Source organism: Thermococcus sp. (genome assembly GCF_015521605.1).
Lineage (GTDB): Archaea > Methanobacteriota_B > Thermococci > Thermococcales > Thermococcaceae > Thermococcus.
Map to the genome: position 1 here is coordinate 13733 of NZ_WANV01000037.1, position 26011 is coordinate 39743.

Sequence of the window (26011 nt, forward strand, 5' to 3'; positions counted from 1 at the left end):
GTATATTAACCTTCCTTCCTGTAGAGCAGGAAGAGCGTTTCACCGTCAACACTCTCTATGAGGGGGGTCAGGATCTCCCTTTCCTCCCCCTCCTTCAGGACGACCCGTCTCGGCCTCTTCTTCAGCTCTGCCTCCAGCCGGAGGGTGTCCCACTCGAAGGAGGCGGAACGGCTCAGGGGCATGACCCGGCTCTCGTCGGGCGTCTCTATCACCACCTCGCCGTTCATGGGGGGAACCTCGACCGCAACTATGACCCTCCTGTAGCTCCCGCTCTCGATTGAGGAATAGGCCATGGCCATGCCGAGGACGAGCAGGAGAACCGGCAGCAGGATTCCCGTTGTTGAAAGTCCCAGACTCCTCCCGAGCCACAGGAGCCCCAGTGAAAGTGCAAAGGCCAGGAGGATGACGGGAAGGCCGTAGAGCAGGGTCTTTCCACCGGTTCCCCTCCACCCAAGTCCCCTCAGGACGTTCTCCCACGTCTCGGCGGTCTCGATGTAGTCGGCGAGTATGCTCAGGGCTATCAGGGAAAAGATCGCCAGGGGGTTGGAGAAGTAGGGGCTTGCCAGTATCGCCTCGCTCAGGTTTCTGTATGCTTCTGGGAAGGCTATCGGGAGGAACTGTGAGAGGGCTATCGAGTAGGGCACCGCGTAGAGAACCGTCGAGAGGAAGACCGTCCCGCTGGCAGAACCCCGGGAGAGGAACGTTCCCAGGAGGATTATTCCAAGGGCCGCCGCCAGCAGGTAGTCCCCGGGACGGAACACGTCCGAATACGCCAGGGACGTGAGGATTATCGCCGGAAGCACCACCGCAAGCTTTACCGCCCTGAAGTTCATCTTATCTCCCCCAGCAGCCTGCTCAGAACCTCCCCAATCTCCTCCCGTCCGGGAAGCCAGCGGACGACGTAAGCTCCGGTGCCCTCCAGCTCAGAGGTTATCGCCCTCTTCTCCATCTCAATCAGCGTGCCCGTTCTGGGGTCGAGGGTCGGGTAGACCGAGATGTCCACCACCACTGGCCTGGATTTTCCCCTATGGACTGCCATCACAGTCAGGATTCCCTTCTTTGTCTCCCCGGCCGTTCTGTCGAGCACGTTGGAGACGTATATTACCAGGGGAGTGTACTGGACGAGTATCCTCTTCAGCCTTTCAACCGCGTCCGCGAAGCTTTCCTCCTCGGTCTGGACCCTCTCGAAGTCCATCATAGTTCTGACCATTGTGTGCAGCTGTCTCGGCCCCGTGGCTGGCGGCAGGAACTTCTTTGCCCCAAGGAGGTAGAGACCCACGTGGTAGTCCTTCCTGAGGAAGCGGTGCGCCATCGATGCGACCAGGTTCATGGCGTGCTCGTAGGGGCTCTCGCTTTCAGTACCTATCTTCATGGCCTCCCTGGCGTCGACTATGAACAGGATTGTTTTCTTGCCCTCCCTCTCGAACTCGTTGACGAGAACCTGTCCCATCCGGGCGGTGGCCTTCCAGTTTATGAGCTTCATCGGGTCTCCGGTCTGGTAGTCCCTTATCTCCTTGAAGTCAGTGGAGATCGGCCCCCTTATCGAGAAGCTTGTCTCAGGGACGCTTATCTTGGCCTTCCTGCGTGTTTCCGCTATCGGAACCGTCCTGATAACCTTGGGGACTGCCCTGAGCCTGAGCTCCTCGCCGTAGAGTCCCCAGATGTACCTCGTCCCCAGCGGGTTTCTGGTGGTTACCTCGCTCCTCGGCAGGGTGTAGAATCCCCTGAGCATCGGCCGTATCCTGTAGGTGTAGTTCACCTTCAGCGGCTTCAGCCCCTTGAAGAAGACCCCGACGTTGTTTCCCGATGTAAGGGCGGCGTTCTTTGGAAGCGGGTCCCTGACGACGACCAGTCCTATTCCCCTCTCCACGGTAACCTCAACCCTGATCTCGACCTCCTCGCCGAGCCTTATCTCGCGCCTTGAGAGCTTTCTCCTCACCCTCACCTCCCTTGGGGGGTCAACGAGCATCGCCAGGGCCAGCAGGGAGAGCGGCACTATGGCTAGGGCTATCATCCCCGGCGAGAGGAAGGCCGTTCCGAGGAGCAATGCCCAGAGGATGTATCCGGTCAGGCTTTTCCTCATCGCTCCCCCGCCTCTTTGGGTACGGGTGTTTTTTCTTGGGCTTCTTTGATGATTTCTTCCCCGCTTATGCCTTCAAAAGCGTACTCGGGCTTAACCACAATCCTGTGAGCCAAAGCATCCACCGCGTAAGCCTTAACATCATCAGGCAACACAAAATCCCTCCCCTCAAGCAAAGCATTAGCCTTAGCCACCTTCATCAAGGCAATACCCCCACGAGGACTCGGCCCGGCCTCGACCCGCTCATCAGCCCGAGCATTCCTGATAAGCTCGGCAATGTACCTCAACAAATCCCTACTAATGTAAACACCAGTCTCAACCAACTCCTGCATCCTAACAAAAACCTCACGGTCAATCAAAGGCCTCATATCAACCGTCGGATCATCCTTCCGCCAGGACAAGCGAGCCTCAAGAATGGCAACCTCATCCTCAAGTGATTTCGGATAACCAACGCGCAAGCGAAGGAGAAATCTATCCAACTGAGCCTCGGGGAGGGGGTAAGTCCCCTCGAACTCAATCGGATTCTGAGTCGCAATCACGAAGAACGGCCGCTCCAACTGGAACGTCTCCCCCTCAATCGTCACCTGCTTCTCCTCCATCGCCTCAAGCAATGCCGACTGAGTCTTTGGCGGAGCCCGGTTAATCTCGTCCGCCAGTAGAACGTGCGTGAAGATTGGACCTTTAATGAGTTCAAAGGTTCCAAGGTTTTGCCGCCAGACTTTGGTGCCCAGAATGTCTGCGGGTAGTAAGTCTGGGGTGAATTGGACTCGCGTGTACTTTAAGCCTAGGACTTTCCCGAAGGCTTTGGCCAGGAGGGTTTTCCCCAAGCCAGGGTAATCCTCGAAGAGCACGTTCCCGTTCACCAGAGCAGCCGCCAAAGTCTTCCTAACAACACCCTCATTACCAATATACACCCGAGAGATTTCCTCAACGATTTCCTCAAGGGTTTCAAACGCCTCTTTAATCCCAATCATGACTCCCACCCCATGAGAGTTCTCAGTTCCTCAAAAACCTCCTCAACGATTTTAGTCCTCCTCTCAAGTTCCCTCCTCTCGTAGGCGTGCCTTATCCAGAGCGGCGTCAGTCTTGAGGTTTGCCTGGCCTTGTAGTCGGCTATCTTCCCGATGAGCGCCTCGAACCTCTTCCTGTCATCGAAGAGCCGAGAGCCGTAGTAGGCTATAAAAGCCACCAGCGCCGCTTTCCTCCCGCGCACCACAAAGTCCTCAACCGCCTCCATCGCCTCGGAGAGCTCGGGGCCAAGCTTTTTCACGGTCTTTGCCTCGTGCTTTCTCCACTGGGAGAGGAGGTACGCTTCCGGGTCTTTTTCGCTGACGTACGAGTAGACCATGCTCCCAGCCGCTATAACGCCCAGGAGAAGAACCAGCCACTCCCCGTAGAACACAACCTCCGGATGGCTCTGGCTCAGGCTTCCCCTCACTGCCACGTAGAGGCCGAGGATTGCACCGAGGGCACCGAGTCCGAGCAGGTTTCTTTCAATCGGCTCGGTCCACGGGTACCTCTCTCCGAGCTCCGCCACTGCGTAGCCGAGGAACAGGAAAAGGCCGGCGTAGCTGAAGACGCTTCCCATCGCTCCGATGGGGGGAAGCCTTGAGACGCCGTATAGGCCAATCAAGAGCCCTGCCCCCCTGATGAACCGGGAATGGCCCTCCAGTTTTGGTGCTATCGCCGCCATCCCCCCGCCAAACACGATCATGGCCGCCGGAATGTTCCATTCGGTCGGCATCAGGAGTGCCGAGAGGGTTACTCCGAGCAGCCTGAGAGCGAAGGCCTCGTTTTCTCCCTTTATCGCCCCGGCAACGTCTCCGGCGATTAAAAACAGAGCCAGGACTGCGGTCGGCATGAGGAGGGCTTCCAGCTCTCCCCTCTGGGTGGAGAGGGCATACATGAGCGTTAGGGCACCGATGTATATCGCGATTCTTCCCCAGTTGAGCTTAAACAACACAGCCACCCCCTATTACCTCGAGTACCGAGCGGTAGAACCGTATGAACTCGTCCCTTGAGACCCTCCTCCCGCTGTACTTGGCCTTCTCGAATATCCAGGTGAGGGTGTCTATGGGCTCCCACGGGTACATCATGTCCGTGAGGGTCTCCGCTATCTCCCTGGGCGTCAGTTCGTCCACCTCCACCCCTACCTCCTTCGCCCAGGGTAGGAAGCACCTCTCGTAGTACTCCACGACGGCGTCGTTGTAGCTGGGCAGTATCCTTGCCGTTGCGGTCTCCGAGAGGTCGCCGCACCGGGCTTCTATCGTGTGGTCTCCCAGTGGCAGGGTCAGCTTGAAGTCCCGCCCCTTCCCGAAGGGCTTTCCATCGACGTAGAGTTCCGGCTCACCGTCGCACTCTATGCTTATCTCCATGGTTTCGCCCTCCTGGAACAGCGGTATGCCGTTGTTGAATATTATCTTCAGAATCCTTTCCCCCCTTCTTTCCTCAGGCTTCTTCCTTACGAGCCGGTATCTGGCCACCAGGGCCCCGATGACCAGGATCACGCCGATGTAGAGCCAGGGGATTTTCCGCTTTCTGGAGATTATGACGTAGAACCTCCCGCTGGCGGGCAGGTAGTACGGGGAGCCGTCGAAGGAAACAACCACCGTTGCGTTGGTCTCCTTCTCGGGCACTGGGACGTCGAGGGTGGCTATCCCGGAGCCGTTGGTCATTACGCGCATCGCAAAGCCGTCCACACTGACGTTGAGGTATATTCCGCTGACGGGGTCGTTGGCCGAGTTCACGACCCGGAACTTCAGCTGGGCGGTTTTCTCGCCCCTCGCCTCCGACGTCAGCAGTTCTATCTTTACCGGGGATACCACCGCAACGGTTATCCGTTTCAGAATGCTGGCGCCGTGCCTGAACTCCACTGACCTCTCTCCGACTGTCTGGAATGGCTCAATGGTGAATCCGAAGCTTCCGTTGACGACGTTGAAGGTGTAGGTCTTACCCGGGAACACGTAGGCATTCAGAGTGGCGTTTTCAATCCCGATGACCCTTCCGCTGATTCTAACTGGCTTTCCGAGCTCGCCGGTTACTCTATCTGGAACGTCGAGCTCAATGGTTGCCACCCTGACGGCCATGGTCGCCGGGGAGTAGTTGGCGCTTCCCGGATACTCGAGGGTCAGCACGTGTTCCTCTATCCCCGGAATCTCAAGCTTCAGGGAGAACCTGCCGTCCGTGCGGGTCGTTGCGTTTCCGAGGTATCTGCCATCCAGGTAGTAGGCGACGGTGGCGTTGGTTATTGGGCCGTCTGTTCCATTGACGAGGCGCCCCACCACTGTGATGTTTCCTGGCAGGGCCAAAATCAGGTCGGGAATCGAAAACTTCACCAGCCCCTTTATCCTGACCGTCACCGTCGTGCCTGAGGAGAGGTACGGATACCCGAGAGGTGCGGCATAGTACACCTTCACTTGGGCCGTCATGGGTCCGATGTGTTCCGGAATCTTGATGGGAAGCGAGAACCTCCCGTCCGAGAGGTTGCCGTACCCTATCAGGACGTCCCTCCGGCCGTCGCTCAGGAGTGCCACGATGTTTCCCAGCTGTGGGGTACTCCCCGTGGAAATCCCGCGTACGGTGCCGTTTATGATGAGGGAATCCCCCGCCGTCAGGGTGTAGGGGATATCTGCACTGATCGAGGTGGATTCCATAACAAAAACCGGGATGTGGAGGGGATACCTCTTTGTGCCGCTCGTCACGGTCATGTTCACGATGTGCCATCCGAGGGGGTATCTGAGCGGCGAGGCCAGCCTGACGTATATCCCGGTCTCGCTTCCGGGCGTTCCCCACCAGAACCACGTCTCAACAAGCGGGGAGGTCGTGTTGAGCCTCACGTCCTGGGTGGCGCCGTGTACAGGGAGTCCAAGGATGACCTGGCTCTCCTTGAGGAGGCCAACGGCCGCCTGTTCCGGGATGACGGTTATCTCGCCCGGTACTGTGACCGCTGTGAGACGGAGCACGGAGGCCGGTGTTCCTGCATTTGTAAATGCCCTCACCATGACGGGATAATAACCAGGTTCTTCGAAGGGCCCCACCGCTAGGTTGTATATCCCCGACCCGTTGATGACGGCTATCCTCCCGAGGACTGGAACATCCACGGTGACGCTTGAGTTAGTCTCGCTGGCGACCCTCTCAAACTTTATCGTGACAGTCCCGGAGGAACCGGGATTGAGGGTCATTTTCGGTGGCGAGACGTTGAGCTCGAAGGGGGTGTAAACGTTCTGGTCGGGGTATAGGGGGTCGAAGACCAGCCAGCCGGCATCGTTGAAGTAGACCTCGGCCCAGAAGTGCCTGTTTTTCTCCGTCACCACCTGGGTCTGGGGGATTGCATCGATGTAGACCCCTTCAACGAGCCTCGCGGGGAGGCCGTTCAGCCTGGCCAGGATCACGAAGGCCGAGGCGAAGTCGTAGGAGCTGCCCTCCTTGGACTGGAACAGGAACCACGTCAACCTGTCCGTCCCCTCGGGAGGGTTCACGTTCTCCACGTGCCTGTAGTTGTTGGCAAGGTATCTGGCTATGTAGAGGGCCTTTTCGTAGTCAGAGCGCGAGCCCAGGGTTATGCCCCTGGCCAGCTCCGTGAGCAGAGTGTCGTTGGGAGCGGAGAGGTACTCCGTCTGGTTTCCTGCCGTGAGGTTCATCAGATACGGCCAGTCAAACGTGTAGCTGACGGCGGAGAATGAGTAGGTGGTCACGTTCAGGGCGGTTCTGAAGAGGTTGTACTCCGGAATGGCCTCCGCTCCGGCACCGTCGACGCGGGTCGTGTAGAGGGACGTGAACAGGTTGCCCCTGAGGGGCAGAAACGAGACGACGGTTATGCTGTCCCTTTCACTGTGGTGGGGGACCCTTATCTCAGGGGGAGCAAGGGCGTTGCTCGGAATCTTCGTGGCGTTTCTGGTCAGCCACCGTCCGTCCACGTAGTCGGTGTAGACGTTGAGCCTGAGGTAGTGGGTGTGGGCCGCGCCGGTGACGAGAAGCACAAAGCGCGGAGATACCGGAATCTCGACCGGCGGCCCGGTTTCGTTGGTCTCGTTTCCGGGCGGAAGTTTTGGTGAGAGCATCTCCTCGATGCTTTTGGTTCCGGGAGGTGCCTCGATGAGGGCTGGTCCAAGCACGACGGAGGTAAGGAGGAGGGAGAGCAGTGTGAGGGTGAGAAATGAGACGTATTTCCGCCTCGCCATGATAGTTTCTACTTCTCCAGTGGGTTATATAAGGCTTTTCATTGATGTAAAAGTTTGGTCTGCCCGGGACTTAACTGTGCCTTCGCTGAACAATGATGGAGACTCAGGAGGAGCGCCTCCTCCTAAGAATGATTGGGAGAACGGCCAGCAGTGCCAGGACCCCAACGCCACACGTGGCGCCGGCACTTCCGGAGGTCGGTGAGGGCCGCGACGTTTCAGTGCCAGGTGTTCCGACCTCCGGGGTGTCCGTCTGGCTTTCCGTCCCGCTTGGTGTTTCCGTTCTGGTCTCCTTTTCCTTCGGTGTGGTGGTCGTTTCCGGGGCCTTTTCCACGAGGATTGAGGCCTTAATCGTGTCCTCCCCGCCCTTATCGTCCCTAACCGTCAGCGTCACGGTGTAGTTGCCGGAGCTGGAGTATACGTGAACCGGCTCTGCCTCGCTCGAAGTGGTTCCATCGCCAAAGTCCCAGCTCCAGCTCACGACTCTTCCGTCCGGGTCTGTGGAGGTGTCCGTGAAGCTGACCTCCTGGCCGGCCTTCGGCTCGGCTGGGGATGCCTCAAAGCCCGCAGTCGGCAGCTCGTTCTGAGGCCGGATACTCAGTGTTTTTGAGGCTATGGCCTTCAGACCGGCGTTGTCGCTCACTGTGAGCTTAACCGTGTACGTTCCGGGGGAATCGTAGCGGTGGCTTGGGTTCCTCTCCGTCGAGGTGCTCCCGTCTCCGAAGTCCCAGAACCAGCCGGCTATACTTCCGTCCGGATCGTCGGAGACTTCCGTGAACGTTACGCTCTCCCCGGCTTTCGCTCCCTCGGGTGAGTACGTGAAGCCGGCCGTTGGTTTCTCGTTGTACTGGACGTTCACACCGCCTATGCACGTACCGTTGGCGCCCCACGGGTCGTAGACGGTAAGAACCGGGATGTATGTCCCCTCTGAGGTGTAGGTGTGTCTGACCCTCGTGGAGTTGCCCTCTATAGTCTCCCCGTCCCCGAAGTCCAGAACCCACCTGAAGGTAGAATCCGTGTCGTTCACCCCTATGCTGAACTCCACCTCCAGAGGAAACTGCCCGCTCTCCGGGCTTGTCCTCAGTGTGCATTTGGGCGGGGCGTTCATGCTCAGGAACAGGTCGTAGCTCAGCTGGAAGAGTCCGAGGTCTATGAGGATCGGGCTCCACTTCCTGTTCCAGTAGTAGTCCCCCATGTCGCTGACGACGTAGTCGAGGACGAGGTAGCCCTCCTCAACGTCCCGGTAAATGTACCCGGTAACGGTGTACCTCTTCTCCGGCTCGCCTATCCTTCCCCTGTACTCGACCACTATCTTCGTCTCGTTGGAGAACGAAACCTCGTGGGTAACGACCTTCTCGCTGGAGTACGTGCCCTTGATGTACTGGGTCCCCTGAAGGAAGGCCCCTCCAGAGGTCACCAGGCCGGCTGAGACCGTCGTCTTGAAGCTGTTGGTGCTCCTCTCCCAGTTGAGCTGACGCATGAGCCTCTCGTATCTCTTGCCGACCTCTCCGGCCTCCATCGTAAAGCTCCCGAGGACGGTGTTCACGTCGTAGCCGATGAGGCTCTCTGGTCTCTCGGGGTAGGTCGTTATGTCCCCTATCCTGTGTATTGGAGACTCATATTCCAGGAACGAAACCACCGGTGGCCCCCTCGGAACGGTCACGAGTATGTACTGCTGCTCACCGTCTATCACCGCGAGTTCGGGCGGGTCTATTATGGGGAACTCGTAAACGTCGTAGGCAGTCGTTACGTAGAGCGCCCCATCGCTCATGTCGGCGGTTATCTCGTAGGATATCTCCTCGGTGTAGGCATCTCCCCTCTCCCTCTGGAGGGTCTGCTGTGCTGAGAAGTCGAGGTTCGCGCTGATGCTCAGTCCCGGAATGCTCCCGCTCAGGCTCAGCCCCGTGCTTATGGTGGTGTCCGAGACAGACTTCACGGAGCCTTTAATCGTGCTGCTCGTGGTCGTCCTGTACTGGGAGTAGAAGAGGCCGGTCTCGTTTATGACGTCGTAGTCCACGGGCGGGGCGTTTATGACCGCTATGAGCTTTTTGTCCACGTACATGGTGGCCTTACTGGGCGTTCCGACCTTTATGGAGTTCCCGTCGAGGTCGCCAATCGCTAATCCCGCCCCGTAGGTGAACTTGGTCTTAAACCCCTCCGGCCCGTTGAGCATGTCGCCGGCCATGTTAAACACCTTGACCTTCCCGCTCTGTGAGGCCCACACTATTTCCTCTGCCACGTCGGTGTTGACGTCTCCGACGGCTATCCTGTCGCCCTTCTTGAAGGTCATCGTGAACTTGCCTATCTCCCCGGCCTTCCCCCTGCCCAGGTCGGCGTAGAATATGTGGACACCCTGGTTGGGCGTGTCTCTGGTGGCTATGACTATCTTGTCAACCCCATCCAGGTTAACGTCTCCGGTAGCCATCTCGTCCCTTGGCTTGAGGTCGAAGTAGTCATCCACGGAGAAGCTCATCAGCGCGTTGCCGTACATGTCATAAACTGTGATCAGGTTCTCGCTGTCGTCGGCGTGGATTATCTCCCCTTTCCTGTCCCCGTTTAGGTCGCCTATTGCTATCGAATCGCCGTCCGCGAACTGCTCCACCTTGAAGGAGTTAAGGAGGCTCAGCTCTCCGGTGTAAATCTTTATCCAGTTGCTCCTGTCCGCGTGGACTATCTCCGCTCTCCCGTCCCCGTTCAGGTCGCCGACGGCTATGTCGTCCCCCACCTCGAAGTCGGTGCTCCTTTTGCTCAGTACCCTCCCGTTAAGGTCGTAGACGTATATCTTGTCGGCGCTCCTGTCGGCGTGGACTATTTCGGCCTTCCCGTCGCCGTTGACGTCTCCGGCCGCCATCTCGTCCCACTTCTGGAACGCGCGGTCAAAGCTCCTCATGAGCTCTCCCTTTTCGTCCTCATAAACGTACATAACGTCCTTCCGGTCACCTATGATTATTTCCTCGTCGGCAACCACAGTCCCTCCCCTCAGCCCGGAGATCAGGTCGGCCTGCCACGCACCAGCGCCGGGAACTCCAAGGGAGAACAGCATAACCGCGAGGACAAAAACGCCGAGGAATTCTCTTCTTTTCATAACGCTTCCTCCGTGCCTGCAGGGGCTTGCAGAAGAGCAAACCGGTGCAGTTTAATAAACCCTCCCCATTTGACGTATATAACCCTTTTTTCTTTCAATTAGCCAATATTGCGGTTGAATATCGCCCAGTGTGAAGCGGTTTTTAAACTCCTTTCTCCCAAAACTTTCAGAATTGGTCCGCGGAGGCCAAAACCCTTAACTATTTCACAGACGTTCTTTCCTCAGGTGATACAATGGACTTCGAGAGAAAGCCCCTCATCGGGATGGTTCATCTGAGGCCCCTTCCGGGTTCTTACCTCTACGACGGCGATTTAGATGGAGTGATTGAAGCCGCCTTAAGGGACGCGAAAACTATTGAAAAAGCTGGTTTCGACGCGGTAATGGTCGAGAACTTTGGGGACGTCCCCTTCCCGAAGTACGTGGACAAGACAACCGTGGCTTCATTTGCCGCGGTCGCCAAGGCAATCCGGGACGAGGTTTCGCTCCCGCTGGGAATAAACGTCCTCAGGAATGATGGCATCGCCGCTTACTCCATAGCCTACGCTGTAAAGGCAGACTTCATAAGGGTGAACGTGCTGAGCGGTGTAGCTTACACCGACCAGGGGGTTATAGAGGGTATCGCCCACGAGCTCGCCAGACTGAGAAAGCTCCTTCCCTCAAAAATTCAGGTCTTTGCTGACGTCCACGTCAAGCACGCGGTTCACTTCTTCGACTTCGAGGATGCCATAAGGGACACGGTTGAGAGGGGCCTTGCCGACGCCGTCGTCGTGAGCGGGAAGGCCACGGGAAAGCCTGTTGATGTCGAGAGGCTCGCCCTGGCAAAGAAGGTCTCGCCCGTCCCCGTTATAGTCGGCTCGGGAACGACATACGACAACATCCCCGAACTCTGGAGGCACGCGGACGGGTTCATAGTTGGGACCTGGATAAAGCGCGATGGAAAAGTTGAGAACGAGGTTTCTCTGGAACGGGCAGAGAGACTGGTATATTTGGCGAAAAATCTTCGTCATTGAAGAAAATTTTGTTTACAAACCTCTCCTCGAATTTTCTTTTCCGAAACTCTTATTACCCATAAATGCGTAATTCGTGGAAATGCAAGACCTGTCCCGCTTTTCTTTTCTGCGAGATGGTTTTGCCATGGAAGTGATGGAATGTCCGGAAGTAAAGCGCTTGCAATACTTTTTCTAACGCTTCTCCTACTCGGCAGTGTCCCGGTTATGGGCTCCATCGAAATTCAGCCCTCAGAGCTTCCAAGTTACTTCCCAACCCCTGGCCAGCTTCAGGGGATAGGGGTAACCCTCATTTCGGCGGAAAAAGACGCCCTGGCCCTGGCGAATGGAAGCCCAGTGCCGAACTCCTATGGGCTCAGCGGAAAGGCCACCTCTTCGGTTCCCAACATGGAGGTCAACCTCATCATAGCGAGGCTAAACTCTACAGATGAAGCGAGGGCCCTGTTCAGAGACCTCGCGGGCAAGCTTTCCCAGCTCTACATGCTTTACCAGATGAAGAACAACACGGACGGTGTGGACTACCTCACAGGGGTCAGCAGTGAAACCAGCTACGGCTTCGTGGCCTTCAGCACCGGCACTTACGATGCGAGCGACGGTAAAACCTATAGGATAAACCCCAGCGTCGCCTACTTCTCGGTCCATCTGCGCGGGAACTTCGTGGTAATGATCTCTGCCGGCGGAGGGTGGGAGGACGTCAAGCTCTGGGAGGATCCGGGTTACACGATAGCCGTTTGCTCGAATGACACTGCCGTAGTTGTGGAAGCCTCGGGAGAAAAATGCGACAGGGTTGACTCTACGAAGCCCGAGGGCTACTACGAAAGGGTCATTGACGGCGAGAGATACAGCGCTTACCTCCAGACGGTACTCCAGAGGCGGGAGATGGCTGTCTCTGAGGTTCAAAGGGTTCACGATGCGCTCATGGGACTGGCCTTTGCGAGCGTGGACATGGCTTCCTCCGGTGATGCTTACCGCGTGAGCATAACTTCACCCTATTCCGGCCAGAGGTTCACCTCGTCGAGCGGCTTCGGCCTCTTCGTCATCAACGTGAAGGCGAGGTTTTCGGGGGATGCCAAGAACCCCTACGCGGTGATAACCTCCCCAGACGGGAGCAGGAGCAGGGCGAGGGTGTACAGCGACGGCACCATTGAAGACCTCGTCATAGTTGAGAACACCGGCCTGAGCGAACCTCAGAAGGGAACGGTGAAGGTTGAGGTCTACGGAACCGTTGACTCCAAGGAAACACTGCTCGCGAGCGGGAGCGTCGAGATAACTCTAGCGAACGATGAGGAAAAGCCCGGGGACATGATAGACAACGACGGAGACGGCTTGGTAGACTGCGACGACCCGGACATAGCGACCTGCGACGAATGCGTCTACCAGAAGAAGCTTGAGTGGGCCGAGTCAATAATGAAGCGCCACATTGACTACCTTGAGAAGGTCAAGAGCCTCCACCCCAGCTACGCCTCCCTCTACAACGTCTACGAGGACGACCTCAGGGAGATACACGACAGGGACATCAAGGACCCGGACAAGATGGTCGAGGAGATGAACGCCTACATGGATAGAAAGGTCTACGGCCAGCAGAGGATAAGGGCGCTCCTCTCGATATTCGCGAACGACCCGGAGAAGCGCTACCAGCTGAGGCAGATAGCAGAGAAGTACCGCTACGACCCGGTTGCCAGGGACGTTGAGATGGAGAACTTCATCTACAAGTACGCGAAGGACGAGGCGGAGAAGGCGGCGATAACGAACCTCATCTTAACCGGCGTTCTCCAGCCCCCGAAGTGGCTCGTGGGCGGACAGTACAACTCCGGGGGAGTCCTCGACTGGTCGAAGTTCGTTGCGGATAACTTCGAGAAGGTCGGCGACGCGGTCAGGCTTAAGGGAACTGAAAAAGTCAAGTTCTTCACAACCCCCGCAGGGGTCTACATGGTCGCCCTGGACGCGAAGGCCCTCCTGGACCACGCAAACGACCTAAAGAACATGAACCTCCCGAACAACGCCAAGGTCTCGATAATAGTCCTCGATGGCGCGACCAAGATAGGCAAGCTTCTCGACCCGACAGGCTACTTCGGCAACATGGCCGATGCAACCGTTGGGGCCCTCATCAACCTCAGGAAAAAGATAGAGGAGCGCAACCAGGGCTGGTTTACATGGAACGGCTATGTCCTCCACGAGACGGCCATACCTGGAATCTACGAGGACTACGAGACGGGCAAGAAGTTCAAACGCGTCGGCGGCGGCTGGCTCAACATGAACTTCGTGGAGGTGGAGGACAATGGGTAAACTCACCGCAATTCTGCTGATACTCCTCATCCTCGTGGGCCTCTACATCTACCGCACTAACCCGCACATAATAGACGACGCTGTTCACATAAAGGACAACCTGGGTGGAAACGGGACGTCTGGAGGGGACACAACAACGGAAACATCGAACCAGCCAACGCTGGAACCGGGCTGGAACGACGTTGACGGAGACGGGACTTCAGACGTTTACGTCGGAAACGGCCTCTCGGCTGTAAAAGCCAACGGGAGCTACGTAATAACTCGTGACAGGAACGGCGATGGAGTAGTTGATGCGATATACATTGACACCACCGGCGACGGGAACCTCGATACCGCGTACCTCGACAGCGACTACGACGGAAAGACCGACACCTGGATAACCGAGCTGAACGGGGTTAAGAGCTACTCCTGGGACATGGACGGGAACGGTATCCCCGACGTCTACGACACCAACGGTGACGGGAAGGCCGACGCGTGGGATCTCAACGGTGATGGAATCATAGACGAGAGGGACGTTGACTACGACGGGAACCCCGATCTTCACGACTACGACTTCGACGGGGTCTTCGACGAGTTTGAGGGCAGTATCACGATTTACCCGCCTGAAAACGGGAGTGAAGCGGGTTTCACGTGCCCCGACAACAGGGAGGACGCCTACAGGCTCTACGTTCAGGCCTATAACAACGTTACTAAACTGATGGCTGAAAACCAGTCGAGCGATGAAGCCGTGGAGGCCTACGAGTTCTACCTGAAGGCGAGGGAGTGCTACGAGTCGCTCTCGACCTCAACTACCTCCTCACCGAGCCAGGTAACCGGGACTCTGGGAGAAGTTCACCGGGTAACCCTCGACACCGATGGGGCCGCGGCGGTCAGGTTCTCTACCGGCGAGGTCGTGGAGAGTTTTGGCGGGAAAGACGTTGACCTCTCCGCTGAGCCATGGTGCGTTGAGTATCCGGCTTTGCTCGGCCACTACGTTGACCTCGGAGAGATGAGCTTGGAGGAAGTTACCGTGGATGAGGTACCCTCCTCGGGCTATCCGAGCGACGAGGTGAGCGGTGAGATAAAGGCCGGCCATGTCTACGCTAACAGGAACGCCGACGGAACCTACACGGTCTTCGCCTTGGTGAGCCATGAGAAGACCGGCGACTGCTCCCACAGGATCACGATAGCTTACAGGAACGTAGAGGGGTGAGGGGAACGCCGCTTACGGGATTCCACCCCTTGGCCCCGCTCATTGGGTTTTTCATTGTTTTGGCCGTCCTTGCTTTGGTTCTCTGGGCGGTGTGGCGGCTGATAAAGTGGGTAGTCTCCGGAAGGTGATATTATGGGACTCATCAAAAAACTCATAGTGGGTTTCTTCCTGCTCATCGTCATAGGCATAGTGGCGGTCTTCGGCATGCAGTACTACTACCTCAACACCTACGATAAGGTGCCGGTCGAGGTCAAAACGGAAACGGTAAGCGGTGACGTCTTCTACCTATCGCACGTCCTCGATCCCGGGAAGTACTACATCAACGCGAGCAGCGAGGGTTCCGTTGAGAAGATAACCATCCTGGATCAGAATTCCAACGTCCTGACGGAGTCGGAAACTAACAGTCTGATCTACAGCTCGAACGAGCCATTCCAGGTCAGGGTGGACTACAAGGGCCCAGTGAACGTAGACTCCTACAAGGTCAGCGTTGGAATCTACCGGCTCGAGAAGAGGTGACCCTTTCGTTTTTCCTCAAAAACCGGAGGCATGTGTGATGAGAAAGTTTGCCTTTGTCGTGCTCGCGGTGGCCTTTCTGGTCATCGCGGCCGGCTGTGAAAACCCTGACACGAACGTGAAGACTGAGAAGACCCTCACGATAAATGAGGTAACGGTGCACTACTCCGGCGATGTCTCGCTCTCGGAGGCAAAATCCGTTTTGAGCTTCGTTCGCGACAACTTCCAGATAACCGGAGAGACGGACGTCTACCTGAGTAAGAACGGGGACGCTTACACCGTCGAGGTGACTGTCCCCTACACCAGCCCAGACCAGATAGACGATGCCACGAGGTTCTACGTGGAAATGATGGCATCGAAGATGTCGCAGGACGTGTTTGGGGGCTCTAAATCGGTCCTGAAGCTCGTGACCGGTGATAGAAGCGAGCTCCTCTCCGTGGAGAGCAGGTACTCCCACGTGAACTCCGGCACCATATACGTCTGGTACGCCGGCGTTGGCGAGGACAAAGCGAAGGCCGTCCTTGACTACGCCGTCTCGCTCGTCGGCGAGGGGCCGTGGGACATAATCATCGAAGGGAGCAACCCCTACAACGTGAAGGCCGTGAGCTCCTTTGAGAGCAGGGAAGAGATAGGCGACTCCGAAAACACCTACAGACAGATGGCGTCCGAGCTGTCCCAGAGACTCGGCGGGAACGTGGTTATCCACGTGCTGAGCCCCGAGGGGAAGGAGATAGCGACCTTCGGCAGCTGAACCCGGGATGTGGGAAGTCTATTATGGCTGTCCTCCTTCTATTTTATTGTCCACTCCGCTGAGCCCCCGGATTATGCGTTCCATTCTCTCCTCCTCGGTTTCTCTCCCGCGGTAGCCGAAGTAGAAGCCTATTATCGTGGACAGAACCCCGAGGAAGTAGTTTCTCAGCTCGGAGGGGATCGCCACGTACTCGCTCCCCAGGACGAGCACTATGAACGTCGCCACGAGCGTGGCGGCTATTGCCCTTCTCATCTCGCCCCTGTTAAGGCATTCGTTGCCGCTCCAGCCGAGGAAGAGCACCGCAAGGAAGACAAGCAGTGGGAGGGATATCAGCGTTATCCTCACGTCGAAGTACAGGCCGGCGAAGGTCAGCACGGCCAGCACTGCGGTGGAGAACAGCAGCACCGCCCGGGCGTAGGGGAAGTCATCTTCCACGGGAATCACCGGTTTAGGATACGCACTCATCGTATATACGCCTGTTGGGCGGTGGGTATATAAGTGATGGCGCCTTAGAGACTCCAGGAGGACGATTCTTTCGCCCTTTCTGAGCCTGGAGATGGTTCGTATGGAGAAGGTACTTTACGTCGTGCCCAACGTTTCCTACAAGAAGGGTTTTCTGAGCTCGGCGGCGGTCAACCTCGTGATAACAAACGAGAGGGTCATAGCGGTCCACATCACGAGGGAAACTATCGCAAAGGGGAAGGAGAAGGCCAGCGGCATCACCGGCTACCTGGCTGGCCTTGCTGGCTACAGCGAGAGGTACTACGATATGGAGCCGGGCGAGGTACTGAAAGAGTCAGAGGAGAACTTCCTCATCCCCATGGCGGAAATCAAGGAGGTCAAGCTCAAAACCGGGGACTACGAGAGCGGGAAGATGGACGAGCTGGAGATAAAGGGACGCAGGAGCATCAAGTTCAAGGCCGACCCGGGGTCGATGAACGTGAAGAAGATCAAGGAGGCCTTCAAAGCGGCCGGCGTCAAGGTGAAGGGCGGCGGCCTCTTCAGCATCTGAGCGGAAAAATTATATTCCCCGCGTCCGAACACCTCCCATAATTCTCACGGGTGGTCATCATGGGGAAGTACTTTGGAACCAGCGGCATCAGAGAGGTCGTCAATGAAAGGCTTACTCCCGAGCTTGCCCTCAATGTTGGCAGGGCTCTGGGGACTTACCTCGGTGGGGGAACGGTCGTCGTCGGCATGGACACGAGGACAAGCGGCGAGATGCTGAAGAGGGCTCTGGTGAGCGGGCTTCTCTCTGCGGGAACGAACGTTATAGACATCGGCCTCGCACCCACGCCTCTGACCGGCTTCGCCATCAAGCTCTACGGTGCCGATGCAGGCGTAACGATCACAGCGAGCCACAACCCGCCGGAGTACAACGGCATTAAGGTGTGGCAGACCAGCGGGATGGCGTACACCCCTGAAATGGAGAACGAGCTTGAGGGTATCCTCGAATCCGGGAACTTCAGGAAGGCCCCCTGGAACGAGATTGGAAGCCTCAGAAAGGCCGACCCATCTAAAGAATACATCGAGGAAGCCCTCAAGATGGTTCACCTCGACGATTCTTACAGCGTCGTTCTCGACACCGGAAACGGTGCCGGGAGCGTTTTGTCTCCATACCTCCAGCGCGAGCTTGGAAATAGGGTCATATCGCTCAACTCCCACCCGAGTGGCTTCTTCGTGAGGGAGCTTGAGCCGAACGCGGAGAGCCTGTCCGCTTTGGCGAAGACCGTGAAGGCGATGAAGGCCGACGTCGGCATAGCGCACGACGGGGACGCGGATAGAATTGGAGTTGTGGACGACGAGGGCAACTTCGTGGAATACGAGGTTATGCTCTCACTTATAGCCGGTTACATGCTTAGGAAGTTTGGGAAGGGCAAGATTGTGACGACGGTCGATGCCGGCTTTGCCCTCGATGACTATGTTAGACCCTTTGGAGGCAGGGTTCTGAGAACCCGCGTGGGGGATGTTGCCGTCGCTGACGAGCTGGCCAGGCACGGTGGAATCTTTGGAGGCGAACCGAGCGGCACGTGGATAATGCCCGAGTGGAACCTAACTCCCGACGGAATATTCGCCGGTGCGCTCGTCCTTGAGATGATAGACAGGCTCGGCCCGCTGAGCGAGCTCGCCAAGGAGGTCCCGCGCTATGTCACCCTTCGTGCCAAAATCCCCTGCCCCAACGAGAAGAAAGCTAAAGCGATGGAAATCATAGCCAAGGAAGCCCTGAAGGCCTTCGACTACAAACGGCTGATAGACATAGACGGGATAAGGATAGAGAATGACGACTGGTGGATTCTCTTCAGGCCCAGCGGAACCGAGCCGATAATGAGGATAACGCTGGAGGCCCACACTGAGGAAAAAGCTAGAGAGCTGATGGAGAGGGCCGAGAGGCTGGTGAGGGGGGCGATAGCGAGGGCTTAATATCCCAGCTTATCGTTGATTTTACTTTCTACGTAAAATTTAAGATTCCAAAGAGACCTACATTAGTATCGGGGAGTGCAGTGGATATTAACCAGCTTTCTCAGGTTATTGGGGCAGTTGGTGCTATATTATCCTTTGTTCTTGTAGTGTGGGGTAGTTTGAAGAACAAAATGGAAATATTTAACCTATCTAAGAAATCTCGAGTCCAAAGACATTTGCTTTCATATGGTGCGATTTACAGTCTTTTTGGCGAGGTTAGAGAAAGTTTGATAGGCGTAATGATGTTAATTGCCCCAAATAATGTTTTAAAAGCGTATAGCCTGTGGTCGGTTTCTAAATTGTTTCTGTTATATCTTTTGTGGATAAGCTTTGTTGGTATTCATGAAAAAGTACTTGATTTGTATTATGGGTTATTAGTGGCTATAGTGTACTTTTCTTGGTTAGTTTTCTTATTTTGGAGTTTTGTTTTTTCACAGTTTAATGTCATAAAGAAAAGTATACCTGAAAACCTTACCTTTGATGCTCTTCAAACTGCAGGAGGTTCTGCATACTTAATTTATGTTTTTTCAGCATTTGGGCTTGTTGGAATATTTTCTGCTTATTATCTAGATAATCTGCTAGACATGCAATGGGATTGGAAATCCATTTTAATAATCTCTTTTGGAATTACCGTAATATCAGTTATGCTTTTTCGAGAATCTCTGTTGGCTGATAATTGGAAGTGCAAATCTAAACTATTCCTAATGTTGGTTGCTATGATGTCTTCTCTCATTACTCAATTTGATATTAGTTTAAGTAAGGTCTCCGATAGCATCAAAATTTGGACATTTACTGTGTTTATTCTAGAATTCATTTTAATCGGGTTAATAACGAGTAAGATTGAGTCAAATTTAGCGTCTCTTCTTTGGAAATTGAAAATGAGAGAGAAAGAAACAGCTACTCCCTGGATACAAATCTCAACAAAAGATGGAGGTACTATAAAGGGCTTTTTATTTGACTTTTTAGATGATAACTATTTGATATTGAAAGAAGGACGATGTTATCGTGCAATTTCTTGGAAGGAACTAGATCCAGATGGGATAACTGTTTGTGGGGATATACTGTATGATTATATGCGGGAAGACTTTTAATACATGACTTCTTAGTGATATCTCAAATTCTTGTTCTCACTTCAGCCTCTTCAGCTTCTTCCCTATTATCGCGAAGGTCACTATGATGGCCATCAGCATGGCCCAGCCGAGGTTCTTGCTCGTCTCCTCTGGCATGACGATGTAGACGAAGAGCATTACCGTCGCGAAGGTAACCAGTATTAGAACCAGCCCCTCGCCCCTGGTCCCCGTTTTTATCTTGCCCCTCGGGTGGAAGTTCGAGAAGCGGCTCCACTTGATGCCTGAAACTGTCAGCGTGTCCGCCAAGAGGTGCGAGATGTAGCCGATGAGGAACGCCACTGCGTACCAGTAGCTCTCCGTTATCCAGTATGCTATCCCACCGATGGGGGCAGTGATTATCAAAGCGCCCTCTATCGAGTGAGTCGTCCCCCTGTGCTCGACGAAGCGGGGCATGACCGAACCGCCGGGCAGTTTCGTCGAGATGTATGACTTGGGGTGGTCTATGTCAGGCATAAGAGCCCCGAAGGCGGCCATGCCGATGTCGAGGGGGTTCATGGGAGCCCCAAACAGGACGGCTATCAGGTAGAACAGGACTCCAAAAACAACATGGGTGTACCACATCATCGTGCATCATCTAAGGGCTCTTTGACGCGGGAGGATTTAACGCTTTTGTCCTCAGCCCCTCCGCGAACTCTCTGGCCTTTCTTAGGTCCCTCTCGTTCGGGTGTCCTTTGTTGAGGCCGCCTATCTTAGCCAGCCAGCCGTTCGTGTCCCAGCCCCTGCACGAGAACTCCCCGATGATTTCAAAGCCCTTCTCTATAAGCTTCCTCTTCAGCCTCCTGTGGTTGTACCATCTGATGTTCATGCCTGCGGTGGAGAAAATGAAGGCCTTCTTCCCTTCGACTTTTGGGAGGTTCTCAACGAGCTTGAAGAGGCCCCAGTGGTGCCTCCACCAGTATATCCCGGAGCCGAAGCCTATGAGGTCGTACTTCAGAAGCTCCTCCGGCTTCACCTTCCAGGGCTTGACCATATCCGCCCCGAGGACTTCGGCGATGACCCTTGCTACCTTCTCCGTGTTCCGGTGATGTATCGAGACATAGACTATGAGGGCCCTCATAGGGCCTCCTCCAGCCTTCTAAGGCTTCCCCCTATGTCCTCCTTGTCGAACTCCAGGTAAACCGCCCCAGGGAACCTCGCCATCAGTATCTCGAAAAGTATCCCGGGCAAAGGCTTGAGCTTAAAGCCTCCCTCCTCCACAAGTCCCTTCGAGCGCTCAAGCCTCTCCTCCTTGCTCAGGTAGAAGAACTCCTGCATCGCCCTGTAGGGATAGCCTTCCGGGTCGCTTGAGCTCGTGTGGAAGACGCCGCAGGTCGGGGAGCCTTTAACCCCGACGAAGACGACCTTCTCGGGCTTCTCCTCCGTCAGAACCCTCCCTATGAAGTCCGCTATCACCTTTGCCCTCTCACGCATGCCAAGCCTCTCGTAAACCTCCCTGCTCGCCGGTGCCCGCGGCCAGCCGATTAAGGCATATTCGGGGCACGGATAGGCAAAGACCTGCCAGTCATCGCCGAGCTTCCCGATAAGCTCGCGGAGCCGCTTTGCGGTTTCGTACTCCTTCTCCTTCGGCCCTCTGTAAACGTAAAAGGGGCTCAGGAGGCAGGGGGCTACTATCAGGAGCTTCATCCGACCACCTCTTTGATTATCTCTTCCACCCTCCTTCTCAGCTCCTCGAGGGTCCCCTCGTTGACAATGATGTAATCCGCCAGGCTCTTCAGCTCGCCCGTGCGGTATAGGCGCTCCTCGGCGTCGTCCATCGCCTTAAAGTCGGCAAAGCTCTTTATACCTTTATCCTTGCTCGCCTTTCTCTTTATAAGGCGCTCGAACCTTACCTCCGGGCTTGCCTCGACGTAGATGACCTTTCCGCCGAGTCTCTTAACGGCCCTTATCTCTCCCTCGGAGCGGACGCCGTCTATGACGACCTTCTCGCAGTGTCTCATCTTGTCAACGGCGAGCCTTATGAGTACGTCCTCGCCATAGGTCTCCTTGAGGTACTTCCCGAACTCTATGAGCCTGTCCCGCGTCGGCTCGGCCTTCTCAGGCAGCTCTGGAATCCACGAGTAGTCCGAGACGTTGTGGGTGAGCAGGTCTATCAGCGGGTCGCTGCAGGAAACCCTGCAGAATCCCTTCTCCTCGAAGAACTTTGCAACCGTCGTCTTTCCGGCGGCTATCTTTCCAACGACGCCCACTATCATTTTCTCCACATCCTCCAGATTAGATTCGCCCCGTCGGTCGATTCCATAAGCCCCTCATAGGTCAGGGAAGTGATGAACCTGATCAACGCCTTTTTGTCGTAGACTGTCGGCATATCGAAGCCGAAGAGATATTTCAGCTCGAAGAAGCCTATATGAAGCAGCCGGAAGGGGTTGAGAAGGGCCACTTCCCTCTCGAACCTCAGGCCGAAGGGAAAGTCAGCTAGGACGAGCTCCGCTTCGCGCTTCTCCGCGATTTTACGCAGCTTCTCCCCGTCCGGAAAAAACAGTTCCCCGGGTTCGGCCTCTATCGGCTCGTACTCCAGCCTCGGGAACGCGTACCTGATCCCAACGGCATCGTGGGGAAGGTTCAGCCTCCTGGCAAAGCCGAGCAGGGCCCTCGCGTTGAAGCTTAGGAAGACTAGCGTTTTGACGTCCCCCTTCACGTCGGGCCACTTCCTGGGCGGAAACTTCTTTTCGGCCTCAATTATCGGGAGGAGGAACTCAAGCTCCGTGCCCCTAATCAGGTTCTCGGCCTCTTCCAGCTTTCTCCTCTTTATCCCCAGGTCAAGGTTTGAATAAACGGTTACCTGTCTAACGCCGAGCCTCTCGCGGAGCTTCCCGATGACGAAGCTGTTGCCTATGACGACGCTCTTGTCGGTTCTGTCGTGGGCGATGATGAAGAGCTTGTCCCCTTCCGGGTCGTAGCGGACCTCGTCTATCCTGAACGGGCTCTCGGGAAAGCCGTTCTCCCGCCTTATTTCTGTGACCAGCTCTGATATCCCTTCGACCGTGAACATGGTCCCTCCCAAGGTATCTCCGGGGCGCTGCTTTTAAGGGTTCTTTTTGGGTTCCTTGCCTGATATTCCATATATGGAACAAAAATTTATAAATTATGGAACAAAAGTCCGCACCGGGGTTTGACCATGAGGATGAGTTCAAGGGAGATAGCTGTAATCGGAATGATGCTGGGGCTCTCGCTAATGCTTGAGGTTATTCCAGTGGAGATGCCCACAGTCTGGGGCATGAAAATAGACCTCGTAGCGGTCCCCATAATAATGGCCTACCTCATCACTGGCTTTGCCGGCGGTCTCATTGCGGTGTTCCTGCTGTTCGTTGGGCTGGGGCTCATATCATCGGCGAGCTGGCTGGGCGGCATGATGAAGGCGACTGCGACCTTCAGCGTTCTCGTCGGGCTGGAAGTATCAAGAAGGCTCACCCACTTTGACTTCGAGAACGCAGAGGGAAGGAGAACCGTGGCCTTTGCAGTCCTGGCTTTCCTGATAGGCATCGCGGTCAGGGTCCCCCTGATGGTTGCCCTGAACTACTACGTGGCCCTTGAGATATGGCTGGGCGTTCCGCAGGAGAAGGTCGTTGAGGTGGTCGAGACCTGGACTGGGGTTCCCTTCTGGATCGCCATAGGTCTGCCCAACGTCATTCAGAGTGCCATCGACGTCTTTGTTGGCCTTGCAGCAACGATCCCGGTGCTAAGGCGCGTTCCGCACCTGCTGAAGTGAAAGATGAAAAGTTGGAAAAGGGCTCATAGGTTGCCCAGTATCTCCTCTTCTTCCATCGTTCTCTCGCAGTAGTGGCAGCGCACCTTTAGGGGCTCCCGGGAGACGACGTGGAACTTTGAGACGGTGTACTCGTGGTTGCTGACGCAGTTTGGATTGGCACAGCGGAGGATTCCGCTTATCTCGTCGGGAATCTCAACCTTGAACTTCTCGGCCACCTTGTAGTCCCGCACTATGTTGACGGTGGCCGTCGGGGCGATGAGTGCTATCTTGTTGACCTCCTCCTCGCTCAGGAACCTGCCCTCTATCTTGACGATGTCCTTTCTTCCGAGCTTTCCGCTGTGGACGTTCGAGGCGAGAAGGAGGACGCCGCCGTTCGGCCTGTTGAGGCGGAGTATCTCGATGACCTTCAGCCCCTTTCCTGCCGGGATGTGGTCTATGACGGTTCCCTCTCTGATGGCGGTAACCTTGAGCTCGGCCATTCACAGCACCCCCAGAGTCAGTCCGAGGAGGGCCATCCTCACGGGAACTCCGGAGAAGACCTGCCTGAAGTAGAGCGCGTGCTCCGTTCTGTCGACCTCTGGGTGTATCTCGTCGACCCTCGGGAGGGGATGCATTATCCTGAGGCTTGCCTTGGCCTTCTTTAGAACCGCGCAGTTGACCTGGTAGCTGCCCTTGACCTTGAGGTACTCCTGCTCGTCAGGGAAGCGCTCACGCTGGATCCTGGTGACGTAGAGAACGTCCAGCTCCGGAATCGTCCCCTCCAGGTCGGTCGTCTCGTGAACCTTCACACCCCTCTCCCTGAGCTCTTCAACTATGTGCCTCGGCATCCGCAGGAGCTCCGGTGAAATCAGGTACAGCTCGACGTCGTAGAAGGCCAGGGCTTCCGCCAGGCTGTGGACGGTTCTTCCATACTTGAGGTCGCCGAGCAGGCCTATAGTGAGGCCGTCAATCCTCCCGAAAGCGCGCTTTATCGTGTAAAGGTCGAGGAGGGTCTGGGTTGGGTGCTGGTTGCTGCCGTCCCCTGCGTTGATCACCGGTATCTCGGCAACCTCCGCGGCCAGCCTCGCCGCCCCCTCCATGGAATGGCGTATGACTATTACGTCGCTGTACTGCTCGACGGTCTTTATGGTGTCTGCCAAGCTTTCGCCCTTCTTGACGCTCGTGCTGGCGGCGGAAGAGAATCCTATGACCGAGCCGCCGAGGCGGTGCATGGCGCTCTCAAAGCTTAAGCGGGTTCTCGTTGACGGCTCGAAGAAGAGCGTCGCGAGGATTTTTCCCTTCGCATATTCGAGCGAGCCTTTCTCCCTGAGCTCTGCCTCAAGCCTCTCAGCGACTTCCAAAACAAACTCGATGTCCTCCTTCGAGAAGTCCCTAACGCTTATCACGTCGCGTCCTTTCCAGTCCATAAAAGCCCTTCTGATGTAAAAATCGATGGGTTTTTAAACGTTTTTTGACATAAAATTGTCGACGGTAACGCTTTAAGCATAGGTTCGAAAATTCGATAACTTTGTTTTAGGGTGGTAGCATGAAGACACCCAGCGTGTACGTGGCCGAAGAACTGATGCCGTTCCTCAGGGCGAAGATAGCTGAGAGGCTTTACCGTGAAGGGATGAAGCAGTCCCAGATAGCGGGGTACCTGGGTATAACGCAGGCGATGGTCAGCAAGTATCTGGCGGGGAGATACAAAACTCCCCCTGAAGAGGTTACACGAAGGCTGGAGGACATAGCCAACGACGTTTCTAACTTCATCCTGTTCGGAGGGAGCAGGGAGGATGCCGTGCTTCTTGTGGCGAGACGCGTATTCGAGCTCTTTCAGAGCGGTTTTCTGTGCAGGTTCTACGCCGAATACGCCGGGGTGAGCGAGGAGGCGTGTCGCTCGCTCTTCTCTGTGGGTTCCAGCCGCGGCGAGATACTTGAGGTTCTGAACATGGCGCTCAACGAGCTCCTAAAGGACGAAAGCTTTCCCTCCCTCATTCCCGAAGTCAGAAGCAACTTTGCCTACTCCCTTTCGTCCCCGAGGAGCATTGAGGACGTTGCGGCTATCCCCGGGAGGATAACTGCCGTTAAGGGCAAGGCCTTTGCCCTGCCGCCAGAATTTGGGGCGAGCACCTTCACCGCAGGGATACTCGTTAAGCTGGCCGATATAAGGCCCGAGGTACGGAGCGTCCTCAACATCAGGTACGGGCCGGACGTGGAGAAGGCCATTGAAGCGGCCGGCTTCAAGGTCGTCCGGGTAAAAACAGGGGGGCTGAGTGAGGATGACGCCATAAGGACAATCGCGGAAGTCTTCCGGGAGGACTCCTACGATGCTGTTATTGACGTTGGAGGCTTTGGAGTGGAGCCCCTCGTGTACCTCTTTGGAAAGCACCCCATAGAGGTCGTTGAGAAGCTCAAGAGGCTGGTGAGGAACCTTTGAGGCGGAGATTTCTTCCCCAGTACATACTCCTCCTTTTGTTTCTGAACCTCGCGCCGGGAACCCCATCATCCCCCGTACAGAACGGGGACAAGCTTGTGCACTTCTTCGAGTTTTTTCTCCTCGGTCTCATTGGGTGGTCACTGTGGGCCTACCTGCTCCCGCTGCCGGTTCTCCTGGAATCCCTGCAGCTCTTCGTTCCCGGGAGGAC

The 26011-nt window shown here is 55.9% G+C and carries 25 protein-coding genes; 11 read left to right on the forward strand and 14 right to left on the reverse strand.

The genetic code is table 11. The features are described 5' to 3' along the window. Nucleotides 1–5: 5 nt before the first annotated feature. From F7C11_RS09600 to F7C11_RS09625, 6 genes are all read right to left on the reverse strand, one after another. Nucleotides 6–833: a hypothetical protein gene (locus F7C11_RS09600; RefSeq protein WP_297092976.1), complete on the reverse strand. Its 828-nt coding sequence runs from the start codon at nt 831–833 to the stop codon at nt 6–8. Next, complete coding sequence (locus F7C11_RS09605; protein WP_297092977.1) at nt 830–2083, reverse strand: DUF58 domain-containing protein; 1254 nt, start codon at nt 2081–2083, stop codon at nt 830–832. The genes F7C11_RS09600 and F7C11_RS09605 overlap by 4 nt, the downstream gene beginning before the upstream one ends. Beyond that, nucleotides 2080–3054: a MoxR family ATPase gene (locus tag F7C11_RS09610; protein ID WP_297092978.1), complete on the reverse strand. Its 975-nt coding sequence runs from the start codon at nt 3052–3054 to the stop codon at nt 2080–2082. The genes F7C11_RS09605 and F7C11_RS09610 overlap by 4 nt, the downstream gene beginning before the upstream one ends. Further along, nucleotides 3051–4040 carry a hypothetical protein gene (locus F7C11_RS09615; RefSeq protein WP_297092979.1) on the reverse strand — a complete coding sequence of 330 codons (990 nt, stop codon included), beginning with the start codon at nt 4038–4040 and terminating at the stop codon, nt 3051–3053. Before F7C11_RS09615 ends, F7C11_RS09610 begins: the two co-directional genes overlap by 4 nt. After that, nucleotides 4033–7260: a transglutaminase domain-containing protein gene (locus F7C11_RS09620; RefSeq protein ID WP_297092980.1), complete on the reverse strand. Its 3228-nt coding sequence runs from the start codon at nt 7258–7260 to the stop codon at nt 4033–4035. The genes F7C11_RS09615 and F7C11_RS09620 overlap by 8 nt, the downstream gene beginning before the upstream one ends. Nucleotides 7261–7363: 103 nt before the next feature. Next, entirely contained in the window at nt 7364–10342 is a 2979-nt protein-coding gene (locus F7C11_RS09625) for a PKD domain-containing protein (protein ID WP_297092981.1), read from the reverse strand. 233 nt (nt 10343–10575) lie between these two features. Between F7C11_RS09625 and F7C11_RS09630 the strand changes: the two genes are divergently transcribed. The 5 genes from F7C11_RS09630 (at nt 10576) to F7C11_RS09650 (ending at nt 16091) form a co-directional block, all read left to right on the forward strand. Continuing rightward, nucleotides 10576–11352, forward strand: a complete 777-nt coding sequence (locus tag F7C11_RS09630; protein ID WP_297092982.1) for a BtpA/SgcQ family protein — start codon at nt 10576–10578, stop codon at nt 11350–11352. 138 nt (nt 11353–11490) lie between these two features. Then, a complete protein-coding gene (locus F7C11_RS09635; protein ID WP_297092983.1) occupies nt 11491–13635 on the forward strand; it encodes a hypothetical protein in 2145 nt (714 codons plus the stop codon). Further along, nucleotides 13628–14827 carry a calcium-binding protein gene (locus F7C11_RS09640; RefSeq protein WP_297092984.1) on the forward strand — a complete coding sequence of 400 codons (1200 nt, stop codon included), beginning with the start codon at nt 13628–13630 and terminating at the stop codon, nt 14825–14827. Before F7C11_RS09635 ends, F7C11_RS09640 begins: the two co-directional genes overlap by 8 nt. Nucleotides 14828–14959: 132 nt before the next feature. Then, a complete protein-coding gene (locus F7C11_RS09645; protein WP_297092985.1) occupies nt 14960–15343 on the forward strand; it encodes a hypothetical protein in 384 nt (127 codons plus the stop codon). A gap of 37 nt (nt 15344–15380) precedes the next feature. Further along, on the forward strand, nt 15381–16091 hold the full coding sequence (locus F7C11_RS09650) for a hypothetical protein (RefSeq protein WP_297092986.1): 711 nt from the start codon (nt 15381–15383) through the stop codon (nt 16089–16091). A 21-nt stretch (nt 16092–16112) separates the two neighbouring features. On the opposite strand, the gene F7C11_RS09655 is transcribed toward F7C11_RS09650, so the two are convergent. Next, nucleotides 16113–16535, reverse strand: coding sequence for a hypothetical protein (locus tag F7C11_RS09655; RefSeq protein WP_297092987.1), 423 nt, complete (start codon nt 16533–16535; stop codon nt 16113–16115). Nucleotides 16536–16656: 121 nt separating this feature from the next. Between F7C11_RS09655 and F7C11_RS09660 the strand changes: the two genes are divergently transcribed. The 3 genes from F7C11_RS09660 to F7C11_RS09670 all read left to right on the forward strand — a co-directional run bounded on the left by F7C11_RS09660 (nt 16657) and on the right by F7C11_RS09670 (nt 19642). Next, nucleotides 16657–17103 (forward strand): hypothetical protein, encoded by a 447-nt coding sequence (locus F7C11_RS09660; protein ID WP_297092988.1) that lies wholly within the window; start codon nt 16657–16659, stop codon nt 17101–17103. Nucleotides 17104–17162: 59 nt separating this feature from the next. Next, on the forward strand, nt 17163–18512 hold the full coding sequence (gene glmM / locus F7C11_RS09665; RefSeq protein ID WP_297092989.1) for a phosphoglucosamine mutase: 1350 nt from the start codon (nt 17163–17165) through the stop codon (nt 18510–18512). Between the two features lie 80 nt (nt 18513–18592). Continuing rightward, the gene (locus tag F7C11_RS09670; RefSeq protein WP_297092990.1) at nt 18593–19642 is read left to right on the forward strand and encodes a hypothetical protein; all 1050 of its coding nucleotides are present in this window, start codon (nt 18593–18595) and stop codon (nt 19640–19642) included. A 36-nt stretch (nt 19643–19678) separates the two neighbouring features. Here F7C11_RS09670 and F7C11_RS09675 read toward each other — a convergent pair whose 3' ends face one another. From F7C11_RS09675 to F7C11_RS09695, 5 genes are read right to left on the reverse strand one after another with little or no spacing between them, the layout of a single operon-like run. Further along, the gene (locus F7C11_RS09675) at nt 19679–20245 is read right to left on the reverse strand and encodes a metal-dependent hydrolase (protein ID WP_297092991.1); all 567 of its coding nucleotides are present in this window, start codon (nt 20243–20245) and stop codon (nt 19679–19681) included. Nucleotides 20246–20255: 10 nt separating this feature from the next. Then, on the reverse strand, nt 20256–20738 hold the full coding sequence (locus F7C11_RS09680; protein WP_297092992.1) for a flavodoxin family protein: 483 nt from the start codon (nt 20736–20738) through the stop codon (nt 20256–20258). Beyond that, complete coding sequence (locus F7C11_RS09685) at nt 20735–21304, reverse strand: hypothetical protein (RefSeq protein ID WP_297092993.1); 570 nt, start codon at nt 21302–21304, stop codon at nt 20735–20737. The genes F7C11_RS09680 and F7C11_RS09685 overlap by 4 nt, the downstream gene beginning before the upstream one ends. Next, nucleotides 21301–21873, reverse strand: coding sequence for an AAA family ATPase (locus tag F7C11_RS09690; RefSeq protein ID WP_297093004.1), 573 nt, complete (start codon nt 21871–21873; stop codon nt 21301–21303). The genes F7C11_RS09685 and F7C11_RS09690 overlap by 4 nt, the downstream gene beginning before the upstream one ends. Beyond that, nucleotides 21870–22670 (reverse strand): hypothetical protein, encoded by an 801-nt coding sequence (locus F7C11_RS09695; protein ID WP_297092994.1) that lies wholly within the window; start codon nt 22668–22670, stop codon nt 21870–21872. Before F7C11_RS09695 ends, F7C11_RS09690 begins: the two co-directional genes overlap by 4 nt. Before the next feature lie 126 nt (nt 22671–22796). Between F7C11_RS09695 and F7C11_RS09700 the strand changes: the two genes are divergently transcribed. Continuing rightward, nucleotides 22797–23387, forward strand: a complete 591-nt coding sequence (locus F7C11_RS09700) for a hypothetical protein (RefSeq protein WP_297092995.1) — start codon at nt 22797–22799, stop codon at nt 23385–23387. Between the two features lie 23 nt (nt 23388–23410). On the opposite strand, the gene pyrI is transcribed toward F7C11_RS09700, so the two are convergent. Together pyrI and pyrB are read right to left on the reverse strand one after the other, a co-directional pair. Next, nucleotides 23411–23866, reverse strand: coding sequence for an aspartate carbamoyltransferase regulatory subunit (gene pyrI, locus F7C11_RS09705; RefSeq protein ID WP_297092996.1), 456 nt, complete (start codon nt 23864–23866; stop codon nt 23411–23413). Further along, nucleotides 23867–24793, reverse strand: a complete 927-nt coding sequence (gene pyrB, locus F7C11_RS09710; RefSeq protein WP_297092997.1) for an aspartate carbamoyltransferase — start codon at nt 24791–24793, stop codon at nt 23867–23869. A 119-nt stretch (nt 24794–24912) separates the two neighbouring features. Between pyrB and F7C11_RS09715 the strand changes: the two genes are divergently transcribed. Continuing rightward, nucleotides 24913–25803: a thiamine-phosphate synthase family protein gene (locus F7C11_RS09715; protein WP_297092998.1), complete on the forward strand. Its 891-nt coding sequence runs from the start codon at nt 24913–24915 to the stop codon at nt 25801–25803. After that, nucleotides 25800–26011: VanZ family protein (locus F7C11_RS09720; protein WP_297092999.1), on the forward strand; the 212-nt coding region annotated here is incomplete at its 3' end. The genes F7C11_RS09715 and F7C11_RS09720, both read left to right, overlap by 4 nt.

Excerpts from the sequence above, each read along its gene's own strand:
- F7C11_RS09600 (WP_297092976.1), bottom strand. The coding sequence starts at position 833 with ATGAACTTCAGGGCGGTAAAGCTTGCGGTGGTGCTTCCGGCGATAATC.
- F7C11_RS09605 (WP_297092977.1), bottom strand. The coding sequence starts at position 2,083 with ATGAGGAAAAGCCTGACCGGATACATCCTCTGGGCATTGCTCCTCGGA.
- F7C11_RS09610 (WP_297092978.1), bottom strand. The coding sequence starts at position 3,054 with ATGATTGGGATTAAAGAGGCGTTTGAAACCCTTGAGGAAATCGTTGAG.
- F7C11_RS09620 (WP_297092980.1), bottom strand. The coding sequence starts at position 7,260 with ATGGCGAGGCGGAAATACGTCTCATTTCTCACCCTCACACTGCTCTCC.
- F7C11_RS09625 (WP_297092981.1), bottom strand. The coding sequence starts at position 10,342 with ATGAAAAGAAGAGAATTCCTCGGCGTTTTTGTCCTCGCGGTTATGCTG.
- F7C11_RS09630 (WP_297092982.1), top strand. The coding sequence starts at position 10,576 with ATGGACTTCGAGAGAAAGCCCCTCATCGGGATGGTTCATCTGAGGCCC.
- F7C11_RS09635 (WP_297092983.1), top strand. The coding sequence starts at position 11,491 with ATGTCCGGAAGTAAAGCGCTTGCAATACTTTTTCTAACGCTTCTCCTA.
- F7C11_RS09640 (WP_297092984.1), top strand. The coding sequence starts at position 13,628 with ATGGGTAAACTCACCGCAATTCTGCTGATACTCCTCATCCTCGTGGGC.
- F7C11_RS09645 (WP_297092985.1), top strand. The coding sequence starts at position 14,960 with ATGGGACTCATCAAAAAACTCATAGTGGGTTTCTTCCTGCTCATCGTC.
- F7C11_RS09650 (WP_297092986.1), top strand. The coding sequence starts at position 15,381 with ATGAGAAAGTTTGCCTTTGTCGTGCTCGCGGTGGCCTTTCTGGTCATC.
- F7C11_RS09660 (WP_297092988.1), top strand. The coding sequence starts at position 16,657 with ATGGAGAAGGTACTTTACGTCGTGCCCAACGTTTCCTACAAGAAGGGT.
- glmM (WP_297092989.1), top strand. The coding sequence starts at position 17,163 with ATGGGGAAGTACTTTGGAACCAGCGGCATCAGAGAGGTCGTCAATGAA.
- F7C11_RS09675 (WP_297092991.1), bottom strand. The coding sequence starts at position 20,245 with ATGATGTGGTACACCCATGTTGTTTTTGGAGTCCTGTTCTACCTGATA.
- F7C11_RS09680 (WP_297092992.1), bottom strand. The coding sequence starts at position 20,738 with ATGAGGGCCCTCATAGTCTATGTCTCGATACATCACCGGAACACGGAG.
- F7C11_RS09685 (WP_297092993.1), bottom strand. The coding sequence starts at position 21,304 with ATGAAGCTCCTGATAGTAGCCCCCTGCCTCCTGAGCCCCTTTTACGTT.
- F7C11_RS09690 (WP_297093004.1), bottom strand. The coding sequence starts at position 21,873 with ATGATAGTGGGCGTCGTTGGAAAGATAGCCGCCGGAAAGACGACGGTT.
- F7C11_RS09695 (WP_297092994.1), bottom strand. The coding sequence starts at position 22,670 with ATGTTCACGGTCGAAGGGATATCAGAGCTGGTCACAGAAATAAGGCGG.
- F7C11_RS09700 (WP_297092995.1), top strand. The coding sequence starts at position 22,797 with ATGAGGATGAGTTCAAGGGAGATAGCTGTAATCGGAATGATGCTGGGG.
- pyrI (WP_297092996.1), bottom strand. The coding sequence starts at position 23,866 with ATGGCCGAGCTCAAGGTTACCGCCATCAGAGAGGGAACCGTCATAGAC.
- pyrB (WP_297092997.1), bottom strand. The coding sequence starts at position 24,793 with ATGGACTGGAAAGGACGCGACGTGATAAGCGTTAGGGACTTCTCGAAG.
- F7C11_RS09715 (WP_297092998.1), top strand. The coding sequence starts at position 24,913 with ATGAAGACACCCAGCGTGTACGTGGCCGAAGAACTGATGCCGTTCCTC.